The organism is Bacillus sp. m3-13 (genome assembly GCF_000175075.1).
GTDB lineage: Bacteria > Bacillota > Bacilli > Bacillales > Bacillaceae_I > Sutcliffiella_A > Sutcliffiella_A horikoshii_C.
On record NZ_ACPC01000020.1, the window covers coordinates 231,655 to 247,095 of the forward strand.

Genomic DNA, 15,441 nt, shown 5'->3' on the forward strand with positions numbered 1-15,441 from the left:
TACATAAATTAATTTAATTCTTCTCTACTGCGTGTCCGCCGAATTCGTTTCGTAGGGCGGCGACTACTTTTCCGGAGAAGGTGTCGGGCTCTAGGGAGCGGTAGCGCATCATTAGGGATAGGGCGATGACTGGTGCTGCGGCATGGAGGTCAAGAGCTGTCTCTACTGTCCACTTACCCTCACCGGATGAATGCATAACGCCTTTGATGCCTTCTAATCTTGCATCTTTGCTGAATGCATTTTCGGTTAGTTCCATGAGCCATGAGCGTACGACGGATCCGTTGTTCCAGACTCTCGCAACCTTTTCATAGTCAAAATCAAAATCACTTTTTTCTAGGATGTCGAAGCCTTCTGCAATTGCTTGCATCATGCCGTACTCCACACCATTGTGGACCATTTTTAAGAAATGGCCGCTACCGGATTTTCCTGCATATAAGTATCCGTTTTCTACACAAATATCTTGGAAAAGTGCCTCCACGTGTTTAAATGCTAATTCATTTCCGCCAACCATGGTGCAAGCTCCGTTGCGAGCGCCTTCCATCCCACCGCTTGTTCCGACATCTAAGTAGTGGACACCTTTTTCAGCAAGCTCTTCCGCACGCTTTAATGTGTCTTTGTAGTTTGAATTTCCTCCATCGATGATGATGTCTCCCTCTGTTACGAATCTACTAATCTCTGAAAGCACATTTTCTGTGATCTCACCAGCCGGCACCATCATCCATACCACTTTTGGTGATTCCAGTTTGCTTAATGCTTCCTCGATGGAGTAAGCACCGATTGCACCAGCCTGTTCGCTTTTGACAACGTTTTCATTATCAACATCAAATGCCACTACTTCATGCTTGTTATCTATTAAATTTAATGTAAGGTTATACCCCATCTTGCCTAATCCTATCATTGCTAGTTTCATAAAAATTGAAACTCCCTTCTTCATTCAAAGCTAAGTATAGAAAAATATTTTTTGTCTTGTTCCTATTATGAAAAAAAATTCCCCAAAATGCAAGCGTTATCAAAAAATAGTTTCTTTTTTTTTGAAACCTCTTTATGATAGATAGTAGATTACTATTTCTGGAGGGTCGCACCATGAACAGACAAGAATCGCAATACTGCATGATGCGCATACGTTCCCACTATCCACAATTCAGGGGGAAGGAGCAAGTCATCGCGGACTATATCCTCAACAATCCACAAAAAATTGTTCACAGCACTATCAACCAGGTTGCCGATGATCTTGGTGTAGCCGACTCTACCGTATTCCGTTTTTGCCAGCGGATTGGCTTTAAAGGCTATCAGGCGATGAAAATTGCACTCGCAACGGAAATTGTCGAACCCATTCAAGATATTCATGAAAATATTATGGAACATGACAGCGAAAAAACGATCGCGGAAAAAGTGTTCCGTTCCAATATTAAAACGCTTGAAGATACGTTGAAAATCCTAGATGACCAGGCTTTCCACCAGGTGATCAGCGCTATTCTCGGGGCACGAAAAGTGGAGTTGTTTGGAAGCGGCGGTTCCAATGTCATCGCGATGGACGCCTATCATAAACTTATCAGGACAGGGGTTTCGGTGAACGTTCAGTCTGATACCCACATGCAGCTTATGTCTGCCAGCCAACTGACAGATGAAGACGTGGCCATCATCATTTCTCATACTGGAGCATCCAAGGATATGATGCACATTCTTGAAGTGGTGAAAGCAAGTGGAGTGAAGACAATCGGCATCACCAACTTTGCCAAATCTCCGTTAAGCCAAGGAGTGGACATCGCACTGTACACGATGTCAGAAGAGACGGACTACAGGTCAGAGGCATTGTCTTCTCGTATCGCCCAGCTTGCCATGATTGATGCCATTTATGTAAATGTGCTTATGGCGAAAAAGGATGAGGGAAAAGAGGCTTTGCAGAAGGTTCGTGCTGCGATATCGGTGAAGCGCGTATAGGCTTCACACAAAAACACGAAAGTCATCAAAGTGACTTCCGTGTTTTTTTAGTTCTATAAGACAATAAAGGAATAAATGACCATCGCTCCAAGTCCAACTGGAACCCCATGTCTTGCCCACTCTTTACTTGTAATCCCAAGTTTTCCAGCCGCAATGATATTCGGAATATTCCCAGGCACCAACATTCCTCCACTTATCATGAGGCCAAGTAAAATCACCCGAATGACTCCCGGATCCAGCTCGGCACTAATCTCAGCCGCCGCCAATGTCGCATTATCCAAAATGGCCGAGGACATATTGAACCAGTACAAAACAGAAGGATCCATTCCTAAAAAATAGGTGGAGACAAATGGCTCAAATCCTGCACCAAGAAAAGTCAGACCCATGACAAAGAAGTAAATCTTCAAGCCTCGAACAAAGATTTCCTCATAACTTTCCCTGTCCTTTACATTCCGTTGCAATTCGTTAGCACCTGATGCTTTCACCATGAAGGCAGCAAGCAAGCCGAACAAGAATAAAGATAATAGGACATCCTTTCCAATCAGCCTTAATAGGTAAAAGAAATCCCCGTTCAACTTACTGATGGTCACGATCGACAGCGGCTCTCCGATCGGGGTAAGCGCTGCTCCTAACCCTATCGAAAAACAAGCAAGTACTGTAAGCCGAATTTGTTCTTTCTTTTCCAAATCAAGTCCTACCACGATGAATACTAATAGAAGCGCAGCAATAATTGCGGTAATGACACTTGAGATTAGTCCAAGAAACACAACAAGCAAAAAGATAAATAACTTAAATGGGACTCTATTTTTCAAAAAGTGAAGAATTCGGCTAAACGGCATCTGCAACCATCTGAAAACCAGGCCCGCCATTAAGACGGCGAGTGAAATGAAGATGGGATCAGTTGCAGCAATGAAGAAAAGGTGTTCATTGTAGACTCCGCTTACCATACTCGAAAGTATCCCCATGCTTAACAGAAATACTTCCATATTTTCTTCTATTTTTTTGGCCAGTAAAGGTCCCAGTAATACGACCAGAAAAATCGATATCAATCCGAAATCCATTTTTCACACTCCCGCTGTCTGAAGAAATTCTTTAGATAACGGTTCATGTATATGCAGGTATTGGACAAACATGACTGGAGTAAAAAAAGAAGAGACATGCGCCAACATGCCGCGTGTCTCTTTAATATTATCCCACAGCTTCCGTCTGCTTCCACTTCTTCCCGACCTGAACGAATAGCAGTCCCAGTTCATGGTGGTCTCCTTCGTACAAAGCGGTTTGAGCAAAACGTGCTTCACCGTTTGCATCCACAACTTGCAGTTTACAAAAAGCCCTGTTTTGTTGAAGGGCTTCGTAAAAATTCGAAACGGAATTTACCGGTATATTGTTCACTTTTGTAATGATTTCTCCAATTTGGAGGTTCATTTTTTCAGCAGGGCTATCTGGGATCACCCCAAGAATAACAAGTCCTTTGTCACGTTGAACAAAGATCGGCTGATGCTTCTCGTCCTCTGTTTTGGCCCTGTAATTCAGCCATTCCCTACCTATTACAGCAACAACCGCTGCAAGGATGGAGGCATTTTCCCACCACAGGCTGCCAACTCCTGTCAACAAGACTACGACGGCAAGCAGAACCAATTGTCGACCAACGACCGGAATTGCATCAAGCGGTAAGCTTGCTTTCAGGCGTTGATAATACCCCATGCTGAATGGAACAAGCCACAAGGAAAGGGTGTGTTCTCCCATTTGCAGGACAGGCCACCACTCAAAGCTTGTCTCGATTCCTCCAGAACCGACGGGCACAAATAAGAATAACGGAAGAATCCATACTCGCTGGACAACATGTGTACCGACCGGCAACCCACGCTTACTTTTTTGAAGCTGCGGAGAGGTTTGCACAGGTGCCTGTTTCCAGACAAACAGTCCTTCAGCAACCATGAGTATCCCCATCAGAATGGCAAGTGTCGGTAAATGCGTTGCTTCTACAGATTCAAACAAGCGCTGAAAGATGGTGACACCCGTCTCCAATTTCGGTAATAGTACAACTGCCAAAGTAGTGAAACCGAATATATAGGCAGTTGAAAGCCATCTTGGCTTAATGAAAAGGGTAAAAATGATGCTAAAGAAACTAAGGAGCACAATCGTCCCAAAAGGAATGATCACTCCTAAACCAATTGTCAGCACAGATAAAGCTAGTCCCACCAAAAGACTCTTACAAGCCTTTTGAAACTCCGTCAGGCCGTATTCCACTCGTATATGAAAGTCATGGCGTTCTCTTTTGACGCGAAAATATCCTAATACTACAGCAACAGCTAAGGTCACATAAAAGACAGGGTGGATGAAAAGGCGACCCACTCCTATCAGCAATTCCCAAAACCATGATTCCATCACCCGATCACCGCCTAAACATACAAACTTTTCTTTTATTTTACCACAAAAAAGTCAGCTCCCACCATAAGGGAAGCTGACTGTATTAATTTATTTCAGCAATGTTTTGATTGCCTCTTTCAGTTGTACGTCGTTCTCTTTGGCACGTACCGCTTCAAGCAATTGTGCTTGCAGCTGTTCTGCTGTCTGGCTATCAACTTTTCCAGATGTGGATAAGTCATTTTCAGCTTGGAACGATTTCACGGCATCTTCCGTTTCTTTGCTGAAATACCCATCCTCACGTCCTGGATCGAAGCCAAGTCCTTTCAACATCACTTGTACATTCTTTACTTTTTCACTGTTTGCATCAAGCGCCAGCTCTTCCTCTTCTTCCATATTAATTGGATTTGCATAGAAGTAATCCGGCTGTTTGACAGGTATAGTAGGCTCCACTCCATCATTGTGAATCCAGTTCCCATCAGGTGTCAACCACTTATAGAGTGTAAGCTTCAGGTTACTGCCATCACCAAGCTCTAGTGCTTGCTGAACAGTCCCTTTACCGAATGAAGCGTCCCCAACGACCTCATAGTTACCTGCTTCTTTTAAGGCACCTGCTAAAATTTCAGACGCAGACGCACTTCCTTTATCGATTAGGGTCACGATTTCATAAGGCTTTTTCTCTGTTAAGGAGGAGAAGAAACGCTGCTTTTCCCCATTACGCTGTTCAATTTGAACATATGGTTTTTCCTTTGTCACAAGCTCTGCAGCAATAATCTGAACTTGATCTAAAAGTCCACCTGGGTTACCACGGACATCGACCACTAATCCTTCAATGTTCTGCTCTTCCAGTGCTGCTAACTGCTCTTGAAAGTCTTTCCCGGTATCTTGTGAGAAGGAGGTAATCTGAATGTACCCCACTTTTTTTCCATCTTGTTCAATCGTTTCAGAATACACCGTTTCAATCGGAATCGTATCACGTGTCACGTCTACATTGAAGGGTTCCTGAACACCAGGACGCTGAATTTCAAGTGTCACAACCGTCCCTTTTTCACCGCGGATCTTAAGTACTGCTTCATATAAATCCAAGCCTTCTATATCTTGATCATCTACTTTGAGAATTTGGTCATTTGGTTGCAGTCCAGCCTTTTCAGCCGGGGAACCACGGAATGGAGAAACAATGGTCACCTTCCCGTTCTGCATGCCCACTTCTGCCCCAATCCCTTCAAAAGAAGATTCAAGCGACTGAGTAAATTGCTCTGCTGTATCTTTATCCATATATACGGAGTATGGATCCTCCAGTGTATCGACCATCCCTTGTATGGCGCCTTGTATCAGTTTTTCTGATTCCGTTTCCTCCACATAGCGAGATGAAATAAGTTCATATGCCTGTTGAATCTTTTCCATCTGTGCCGCCGTTTCTTTCGGCGATTCCTGCGGTGCAGCTTGCTCTGTGTTATCAGTAAGAGGATTTTGCACGGAAGGTACAGCTGCTGCCGGTCCATGACCGAACCATTGTAATCCTGCGTACATTCCTGCCGCTCCAACTAGAACTGATACAACCATTAATACTGTAACAATTTTGCGATTCATGAAAGCTCCTCCTCATCCTATACCCCGTACCGAACGATAGATATGACGCAATTGTACCATAGCCGGCGTTGGTTGAAAATTATTAAAACTTATGTAAGTGGCTGCGGAATGTGGGACCGTCCATAGATATGCCTGTCCCACTCGCCAATTCCCTCGTTCCTGAAGCAAAAGGCATCACACAGGAAGTGTAATGCCTTTTATAGTGTAAGTATATGTGATGGGTGCAAATATTATGTGATGAAATCAGGAAAAGTAATACAAGGCGTAAAAAAACACAACCCCGCCGCCTAGACTGAACAGCGAGATTGTGTTGGTTAAAATTAAAAGTTAATATAAGATGCAGGGTTCACTGCATTGGACTTAGATCCATTCCAAGAACCTTTATGCAATTCAAAGTGCAAGTGAGGGCCTGTTGAGAAGCCAGTGTTCCCCATGTTACCGATGAATTGACCTTTAGATACGGATTGACCTGCACTTACTCCCAAGCTTTCTAAATGGGCATAAACCGTTGTCCAAGTTTGACCATCAATGTAGTGAGTGATGAAAACTACATTACCGTAAGAGCTGGAGTAGTAAGCTTGGAATACTGTACCGCTTCCTGCTGCTACGACAGGTACATTACCGCTTCTTCCGTTTTTCCCAACATCGATACCATAGTGCTGGGATCCCCAACGAGTACCAAAGCCAGATGTTACACTACCAGTTGTCGGTCTTGTCCAAGATCCGGATGAAACTGGTGGCGGCGGTGATGAAACATGTTCAGGAGCTGGTTCAGGTTCTCCTTTAGCCTTTGCTGCCGCAACCGCTGCTTCGTGTTCTCTTTTACGTTGCTCTTCAAGACGCTTTCTTTCCGCCTCTTGTCTCGCGCGTTCTTGTGCTTCACGTTTAGCACGCTCTTCCGCAGCTTTAATTTCAGCGCGGATTGCTTTTTCTTGAGAAGCTAATACTTCTGCTTCATTTTCCAGTTCATGGATTTCGTGCATCGTTTCTTTTTCTTTTTTCTTCAATTCAGCAAGTAGCTTATCTTTTTCTGCTATCTGACCTTTTAATTGAACTTCCATATTTTCCAAATCAACTAGTTGTTGTTCCAATGAAGCTAGTTGCTCACGCATTTCTAGTTCTTTCGCTTCCAGTTCTTTCATGTCATTTTGATGAGCTTGTAGAATATCACGATCGGCTTGAACAATTGTTGCTACCGCACCAACGCGGTCCAGAAAATCTCCAAAGCTTTGTGCACCTAACAATACATCTAAGTAATTCACGGCTCCTCCACCTTGTTGGAAGGAACGAGCGCGATCTTCTAGAAGCTCATTTCTTTTGGCAATACGCTCTTTTAGTACTTCTATTTCTTTTTTAAGTTTTTCAATATCTTTACGAGTTGTATCAATTTCTTCTTTTTTACCACTGATTTTATTTTTTGTTTCTGCAACAGCTTTATCAAGGCGTTCTACTTCTGCTCTAATTTCTTGTTGCTCAGCTTGCAGTTGATTTACTTCAGTTTGTTTTTCAGTTCTTGTGGATTCATTTGATGATTGTTGATCCTTTACTTCGTTAAGCTTTTGTTGCATCTCGTTCGCAAAAGCCTTTTCGGATAATCCCGAAGCAAAAAATCCGGAAAAGCCAATGACTGCAGCAATAGCGATTGTTCCAATCTTTCTTCTCATCCCTTACTTCCCCCTAAACTCTTATGTAACCTGACAGGAACAAATTGGATGTTCCTATCAGGTTTTCTGTATTTTCTAAGCGGGTAATACAATTATAGTAATCTATTACACTCGTAGGAATTTTCGAACAGACATCATGCTTCCCCACATACCGATAAACGCACCAATTGCAATTAAGATTCCAATGACTTGGAATGCGAATGGGTAAAACGGAAGCAACTGTATAAATGTACCTTGTATTCTTGGTTGAACAAGATCTATTAGATAATAGTAAGATGTTAGGATAATACCAATCGGAACGAATGCACCGAGTATTCCTAACCATAATCCTTCTAAGAAAAATGGCCAACGGATGAAACCGTTTGTTGCTCCAACCAGTTTCATGATTTCAATTTCTTTTCTTCGTGCAAATATGGTGATTTTTATTGTGTTAGATATTAGGAACATTGCTGTAAACACTAGTCCGAGGATTAGTGCAAGTCCAACGTTTCTCGCAATCTCAAACACTTTAAACAATCTTTCCACCGTTTCTGCACCATAGATAACTTTATGTGTAAATTCCAGCTCGTCAATTTTCTTGGCTGCTGTAATGGTTTCTTGGGGTGTTGCTGTCTTAATGATGAAAACGTCATATAACGGGTTGTTTTGTTCAAACAGCTCAAAAGCTCCGCCATCTTCTCCAAAACTATCAACCAATCCTTTTAACTCTTCTTCTTTAGAAGAAAATTCTACTGTTTCCACTTCCGGTAAGTTTTGTATCTCTTGTTTTAAAACTTCTTGATCTTCCGGGTTGGCAGTCAAGTCGATGTGGACGCGAATTTCCACGTCACTTTCGATTTCCGAAGCTACATTGTTCAAGTTCATCATTAGTACTAGAAATACACCAACTAATAGGAGGGTAACTGTCACGGCACTGACAGATGCAAACGTCATCCAGCCGTTACGCGCTAAGCTTTTAAAGCTTTCCTTAAAGTGTCGCAGTAGAGTTCTAGGCTTCATAACCGTAGTCCCCCTCTGCTTGGTCACGCGCGATCTTCCCATTTTCAATGGCAATTACACGTTTCTTGATAGTATTTACAATCTCACGGTTGTGCGTTGCCATTACTATCGTCGTACCCTTTTCGTTGATTTCTTCAAAAATATTCATGATCTCCCATGAGGTGTCAGGATCTAGGTTACCTGTTGGCTCATCGGCTATCATCACTTTCGGTTTATTAACAATCGAGCGCGCAATCGAAATACGTTGCTGCTCTCCACCAGAAAGTTCGTTTGGGAGATGTCGTGCCTTGTGCTTTAACTTAACTAAATCGAGCACTTCCATCACACGTTTTTTATATATTTTTTGGACTTTCTTCTATTACTTCTAAGGCAAAGGCTACATTTTCATAGACTGTCAACTGAGGTAAAAGTTTGAAGTCCTGGAATACTACTCCAATGTTTCTACGAAGTAAGGGAACCTTGCTTTCCTTCAGCTTTGAAAGATTTACTCCGTCAATGACAATACTTCCGCTTGTGGGCTTTTCTTCCCTGTACATCATTTTGATGAACGTGGATTTACCAGCTCCACTTGGACCTACTACATAGACAAATTCGCCTGCTTTTATATTTATATTAATACCATCCACAGCTTGTACGCCGTTTGGATATTTCTTAAACACGTCTTGCATTTCAATCATTTAATCACCTGTTGGGTCAAAGATTTGAATCATTGCATTCCTTCTCACTTCCAAAAACGAGTCAGAAATATTCATTAAGCAATTGCGGAAGGTCGATTAGACTAGTACATGGAATTTGCAATATGTATATTTATCTAAAATTTCCGCATAAATTCACTTTCTTATTATATCATCTATTTCGACAAAATAAGAGTTTTTATTATTACAGTTTCTTTTCAAATATAAGTCATCGTTGGTAACATAGGGATATTTTTCCTAGGGGCAGAAAGCTGTCGAATAATATTTGTCGATTTTTATGGAGAAAGGAAAAAAAACACCTTTGGGGGTCAGACCCCCAAAGGTGTTTTCAATGTTACGTAGAATACTATAAGGTTACACTGCAGCAACATCTTGTTGTTTTCGTTATTCGATTGTAAGGAGGTCTACACTAATTACGTAGTTGGATTCTCCGTTTTTGGCTGCATAACCTACTACTGTGTAGCTTCCTGGTTCTAGAACAGTACCATCCACTAATGTTCCATCCCAATTATGGTAGTTGTATCCTTTTCCTAAATTTGCATCGTAGAGAGCGTCACCAATGTAAGTGCTTAGGTCAGAAGAGTAAACCCAAACTTGGTATTCTTCTGCTCCACCAGGTAGATAAGAATAGAATTCGAATTCATTGTTTCCTAATGGTGTAACACCAAAGTGAGTAAGACGAGGGTAATCCGGCTCGCCTACAAATAGAATAGTTGGAACTTGAATTTCCGTATTACCTTCTGTTACCACTAAATGTCCTTCATAGTAACCAGGCTCAAGTTTTGAAGCATCTACTTGTACGTTTACATTTACTTTTTGCGTTTTGCCAGGATTCACACGAAGGTTCTTGCTTGTTTTTACCTTCACGTGTTTACCTACCTCATTTTTGAATGAGAATTCCATGTTGTATTTTTTCGCCTTGTTAGAAAGGTTTTGAATCTCGAATTTTTGTTTTTCTACTTGCTTGCCTTTCTTCTTATCGAATACTCCGAAAGAGTAGCTGCCAGGGTTTACTAAAGTTTCTGCTTGAAGAGCATCTACAACCCGGATACTTCCTGCACCTTGGGAATTGTGTGCATATTCTTCACCTGTAGCAGGGTCAATCAATTTTTCCGCTTTGTTCATAAGTGCGGATTTCACTTCATAAACGCCCCACTCAGGGTTCGCTTCAAGAATTACTGCCACAGCTCCAGCTACGTGTGGAGACGCCATACTTGTACCTTGTTTTGCTCCGTAACCGTGTGGATTAGCAGGGTCAAAAGTAGGTACTGTACTTACAATGTTTACACCAGGAGCAGAAACGTCTGGCTTGATCATCCAAGTGTCAACTACTGGACCACGGGAAGAGAATCCTGCCATTGTTTCTCCGACTGTTTGGTTAAACTCAATGTCAAAGCTAACTGTGTTATTACCTGCAGCCAACTCTTCTTGTAATTTAAGCCCATCTTCATTCGTTAACATGATAGTAGGAACAGCCATGCCTGGAACTTCAGGCATTTCACCTACTACATTATTGTAGATGATTGCACCTACTGCACCAGCATTTTTCGCTGCAGTTGCTTTATCAACGAATGGGTAAGCTCCTCGAATAATCAAGGCGATTTTTCCTTCTAAATCTTTCCCTTCAAAGTCTTGCGGCGCTCCCAAGCCTACATATACAAATTCATATTCTTCGCCATCTAAATTTGTCAATGCTTCATCAGACGGGAAACCTTGAACTTTTGCTGAAGGATATTCTACTCCTTCACTCGTAAAAATAGAAGCATCATATACGTTGTAAGGAAGCTGAGTAGCCCCTACAGAAATTGCTTCACGGGATGTACCCGGAGAACCTACTGTCCAGTTGTTTGGACCAGAGTTTCCATTTGATGTTACCGCTACTACTCCTTCAGCCATTGCTTGATCTAATGCAATGGAAGTTGCCCAGTCAGGAGCGTTTAAAGAGTTACCTAATGAAAGGTTCATAACATCTGCACCATCTTGAACTGCGCGCTCGATAGCTGCTACTACGTTTTCTGTAGATCCGCTGCCACCAGGGCCAAGTACACGGTATGCAAGTAATGTAGCATCAGGCGCCACACCTTTAATTTGTCCATTCGCTGCCACTGTTCCAGCAACGTGTGAGCCATGTGTTGTTGCTGCGCCACGAGGGTCACCTGTAGGCGTTTCTTGTGGATCTGCATCGTTATCTACGAAATCCCATCCTAAATACTCACCAAAGTTAGGCGCTAAGTCAGGGTGTGTGTAATCTACACCAGTATCAATGATTGCAACTTTTACACCTTCACCTGTAAACCCAAGGTCCCAAGCTTCGTTAGAACCGATGAATGGTGCAGAATCAACCATAGCCGGAGTGAATTCTTCTTCCGTTACAACCTCAGTAGTTGTATACTCCACGTTTGGATATACCGCTTTTACACCAGGAGTCGCTAGTAGACTAGGAATCTCATTTGCTGGAATCTCAAGAGAGAAACCGGAGAATACATAGTCATACTCACGTTCCACTTTACTTTTAGAAGTGCGATCTGCCACTTCTTTTTTCACTTTATCACGAGCACTTTTCAGATTCTGCTTGGACTGCTTCTTTCCTTTGTGCTTCGATTCAACAATTGATTCTTCCTGTAATTCAACCATAACCTTAACTGCTTTGGAGGATGATAAATCAAAATCTCCTTGTAAGGTTGCTAACTCAAGGTTTTCATTCCCCGTGTTAGCAGAGACACCGTTCGTAGCAAAAGTACTGAAAACTAGTACTAAAACTAACAAAGGCATGAATGCTGCGATTAATTTGTGCTTCAAATCATCCCACTCCCCTTTTGTTGTATCTTACGACTTATGTAAAAAATTCTAGACAAATACTTAAGTACCATTTACTTACGATAGTCCAAAATCTTTACAAACCAAATTATATTTTAAAAATTTAAATTTTCAATATCCTTTAATGTATTAAACGAACAATTCCGACAATTCAGTTAAAAAGAACCGACAAAATCCCACAAATACCCAACAAAAACACTCTGAATAGCCTACTTTACATTTCATATTAATAGGTAAAAAAGAACATAAAAAAGAACCCTCCATTTTTTTGGAGAGTTCAATCATTCTTATTTATGCTGCGCCAACCATTCCGCTAAAACCGTAGCATCTTCTTCTGGTACTAGACCAGCAGGCATGTTTCCTTGGCCGTTATTGATGATGCTTTCAATTTCTTCTTGACTGTATTTGCTTCCCACTTTTTGAAGGTTTGGACCACTTGCACCCTCCATATTGTTGCCGTGACAGCCAATACAGCTTTGATACAATTGTTGCGCTTCTTCATTTTCCACCATGGTGAATTCGCCACCGCCGGATGTTTCCTGCTCTTCGTCACCGCCGCCACATGCTGCAAGCGTTAAAAGTGAAGATCCAAGTACAAAAGCCATAAAATACTTTTTCATAGGTAGGCCCCCCAATTTTAGATGTAATAATTACCAAGATTGCTTTTATTATATCCTATTTATTCTCTTTTAAAACCCTCACCTAACACTTCAGATGCATTGGTTACGACCACAAATGCAGAAGGGTCAATGGTCCGAACCACTTGTTTCAATTTTGTGAATTCTGTCTGATCGACCACACACATCAAAACAGGCAATTCGTTTTCCGTGTAGCCCCCGTAGGCAGCAAGCTTTGTCACACCACGGTCGATTTTTGTAAGGATGGCATCCTTGACTTCCTCTTCCTTCTTGGTGATGATGATGGCCATCTTGGAATACCCTAGACCCACTTGTACGAAGTCAATGGTTTTGGAGGTGACAAATAGCCCAATAAGCGCGTACATCCCAAGCTCCAAATCAAATACTACTGCGGCTGAGATAACAATTAGCCCATCAATCATCGCAACACACGCCCCAAGCGTCAGACCCGTATATTTATGGATGATTTGTGCAGCAAGGTCAGTTCCACCTGTTGAGGCGCGCCCTCTAAAAACAAGTCCAAGCCCGAGTCCGACACCAATACCTCCAAACAATGATCCTAGCAGAGGATCCTGTGTTGCCGGAGTAACATCACTAGTCCAAAGTACAATTAAAGGCAATGTAATGGTACCGACTAATGTCTTGAGCCCAAACTGCTTTCCAAGAAGAATCACCCCTGCTAAAAAGAGCGGTATGTTAAAGCATAATTGCACGATACCCGGCTCCCAGTCTAGGAGCGATTTCAATATGGTACTGATTCCACTTACCCCGCCGGAAGCAACCTGGTTCGGCAGTAAGAACAGGTTGAACGCCAATGCCACAATCGCAGATCCCAACACCACATATGTATATTCTTTCACCCGTTGATACACGGGATTCACTTGATACCCATTTCTATTTTTCCGACTCAACTTTAAGCCCCCCAGAATCTTTCTAAAATACACACAACGAGCAAGAGTATAGCACGCGATTATAAGGGTGTAAATGGCATTGGTATAACGTGGTAAAGCGTTAATGGAAGTAAACTACGACCGTTCCTTTCCGCTACAGTCACTCGCTTTCCACGGGACGATGCTTGAGCCTCCTCACTTCGTTGCGGGGTCTCAACCTATCGTTACCTCCCGTAGGAGTCGAGTGCCTTCTGCTCCAATCCACTCTTTTGTTTACAAAACAGACTACTATTTTTAGATTGTCCTTCAATTATCACAGTATACTTCCACTAATTAGTGCGAAAAACACCTCCAGCCATTAAAGGCCAGAGGTGTTCCCATTCAAATTATAGTTTCGATCTTAAATAAGCATCAATAAACGGATCCAAGTCCCCATCCATTACCGCTTGTGTATTGCCGACCTCCGTGTTGGTACGGTGGTCCTTTACCATGGAGTATGGATGGAACACATAGGAACGGATTTGGGAACCCCAGCCGATTTCCTTTTGCTCGCCGCGGATCTCATCCAGTTCCGCCTGCTGCTCATCTAGCTTCTTTTGATAAAGCTTTGCTTGCAACATTTTCATCGCGCGCTCACGGTTTTTAATCTGAGAACGCTCAGTCTGACACGTTACAACTACATTTGTCGGTAGGTGAGTAATACGAACCGCGGAATCGGTCGTATTAATATGCTGACCACCCGCTCCACTTGCACGATACGTATCAATTTTTAAATCTTCGGTACGAATATCGATCTCGATGTTATCATCAAACTCCGGCATAACTTCACAAGAAACAAAGCTTGTGTGACGGCGGCCAGAAGAATCGAACGGAGAAATACGCACAAGACGGTGTACCCCTTTTTCTGCTTTCAAATAACCATACGCATTGTGACCTTTAATCAACAAAGTAACACTCTTGATCCCAGCTTCATCTCCTGGCAGGTAATCAAGCGTCTCCACTTTGAAACCTTTACGTTCTGCCCAACGAGTGTACATACGCAACAGCAGGGAACCCCAATCCTGTGACTCCGTACCACCTGCACCAGGATGCAACTCAAGAATCGCATTGTTCTTGTCATGCTCGCCACTCAACAATAATTGAAGTTCAAACTTGTTGAAATCCTCTGCTACTGTTTTCACTTCGCTGCCTAGCTCTGCTTGCAGCTCCGCATCTGGCTCTTCTTTTACCAATTCATATGTCAGTTGCAGGTTTTCATAGTTCTCACTCAACTCATGAAATTGTCCTACAGGCTCTTTTAATGCGTTCGCTTCATTGATGACGACTTGCGCCGAGCTCTGATTGTTCCAGAATTCCGGGTTGGACATCTCATTATCAAGCTCGGCAATACGACGTTCTTTGGCCTCTAAGTCAAAGAGACCCCCTAAACTCGACTAATCGCTTAGCCATTTTTTCTAACTCGTGACGAATCTCTACTAATTCCATTTATTTCACCTCATAAAAATTTTCACTAACACGGATTTAACCCTACATAAACGAACAGGGCAACTAATAGTCTATATTATCGTATTTCACCAAAATAAAAAAGTACCTGCCTGATTCTGTTCAAAAGATGGAGCAAGAATTGCAGGGTAACACAAATATTTCCTTTGCTAAAATAGCTTTTTCAAAAGTTGATCTGAAACACAACAGCTAGACCTATTGGGAGTACTAATTTTCTATTTTCGGTTATTCAAACGTTGGTTTAAAAAGAACTATCTTAAAGTAGTAAAAACACCGGAAAACAGTCATTTAGCACTTTATCCTACAATAGCTATTTCAAAAGTTAATCACAAACAGA

General features: G+C 42.2%; 11 protein-coding genes and 1 pseudogene. 1 reads left to right on the forward strand and 11 read right to left on the reverse strand.

From position 1 onward, the window contains the following. Positions 1–13: 13 nt before the first annotated feature. Complete coding sequence (gnd, locus tag M313_RS0114955; protein WP_010196935.1) at positions 14–910, reverse strand: phosphogluconate dehydrogenase (NAD(+)-dependent, decarboxylating); 897 nt, start codon at positions 908–910, stop codon at positions 14–16. Positions 911–1,083: 173 nt separating this feature from the next. Here gnd and M313_RS0114960 point away from each other — a divergent pair, with 173 nt between their 5' ends. Continuing rightward, on the forward strand, positions 1,084–1,941 hold the full coding sequence (locus tag M313_RS0114960) for a MurR/RpiR family transcriptional regulator (protein ID WP_010196937.1): 858 nt from the start codon (positions 1,084–1,086) through the stop codon (positions 1,939–1,941). Between the two features lie 53 nt (positions 1,942–1,994). On the opposite strand, the gene M313_RS0114965 is transcribed toward M313_RS0114960, so the two are convergent. From M313_RS0114965 to prfB, 10 genes and pseudogenes are all read right to left on the reverse strand, one after another. Then, positions 1,995–3,002 carry a DUF1646 family protein gene (locus M313_RS0114965; protein WP_010196938.1) on the reverse strand — a complete coding sequence of 336 codons (1,008 nt, stop codon included), beginning with the start codon at positions 3,000–3,002 and terminating at the stop codon, positions 1,995–1,997. A gap of 127 nt (positions 3,003–3,129) precedes the next feature. Then, positions 3,130–4,329, reverse strand: a complete 1,200-nt coding sequence (locus tag M313_RS0114970; protein WP_010196940.1) for a PDZ domain-containing protein — start codon at positions 4,327–4,329, stop codon at positions 3,130–3,132. 90 nt (positions 4,330–4,419) lie between these two features. Further along, entirely contained in the window at positions 4,420–5,898 is a 1,479-nt protein-coding gene (locus tag M313_RS0114975) for a S41 family peptidase (protein ID WP_010196941.1), read from the reverse strand. Positions 5,899–6,218: 320 nt separating this feature from the next. Continuing rightward, positions 6,219–7,562, reverse strand: coding sequence for a murein hydrolase activator EnvC family protein (locus tag M313_RS0114980; protein WP_010196943.1), 1,344 nt, complete (start codon positions 7,560–7,562; stop codon positions 6,219–6,221). A 105-nt stretch (positions 7,563–7,667) separates the two neighbouring features. Beyond that, positions 7,668–8,561, reverse strand: a complete 894-nt coding sequence (gene ftsX, locus M313_RS0114985) for a permease-like cell division protein FtsX (protein WP_010196944.1) — start codon at positions 8,559–8,561, stop codon at positions 7,668–7,670. Continuing rightward, positions 8,551–9,238: pseudogene (gene ftsE / locus M313_RS23720) on the reverse strand (cell division ATP-binding protein FtsE). Before ftsE ends, ftsX begins: the two are co-directional and overlap by 11 nt. 402 nt (positions 9,239–9,640) lie before the next feature. Beyond that, positions 9,641–12,055, reverse strand: coding sequence for a S8 family serine peptidase (locus M313_RS0114995; protein ID WP_010196950.1), 2,415 nt, complete (start codon positions 12,053–12,055; stop codon positions 9,641–9,643). Between the two features lie 305 nt (positions 12,056–12,360). Further along, entirely contained in the window at positions 12,361–12,693 is a 333-nt protein-coding gene (gene cccB / locus M313_RS0115000; RefSeq protein WP_010196951.1) for a cytochrome c551, read from the reverse strand. Positions 12,694–12,752: 59 nt separating this feature from the next. Next, positions 12,753–13,622: a YitT family protein gene (locus M313_RS0115005; protein ID WP_010196952.1), complete on the reverse strand. Its 870-nt coding sequence runs from the start codon at positions 13,620–13,622 to the stop codon at positions 12,753–12,755. A gap of 365 nt (positions 13,623–13,987) precedes the next feature. After that, positions 13,988–15,086 (reverse strand): peptide chain release factor 2 gene (gene prfB / locus M313_RS0115010; protein ID WP_157182479.1). Its coding sequence is split into 2 segments (ribosomal slippage): positions 13,988–15,013 and positions 15,015–15,086, totalling 1,098 coding nucleotides; the frame shifts between segments, so codons are not numbered across the junction. Between the last annotated feature and the right edge of the window lie 355 nt (positions 15,087–15,441).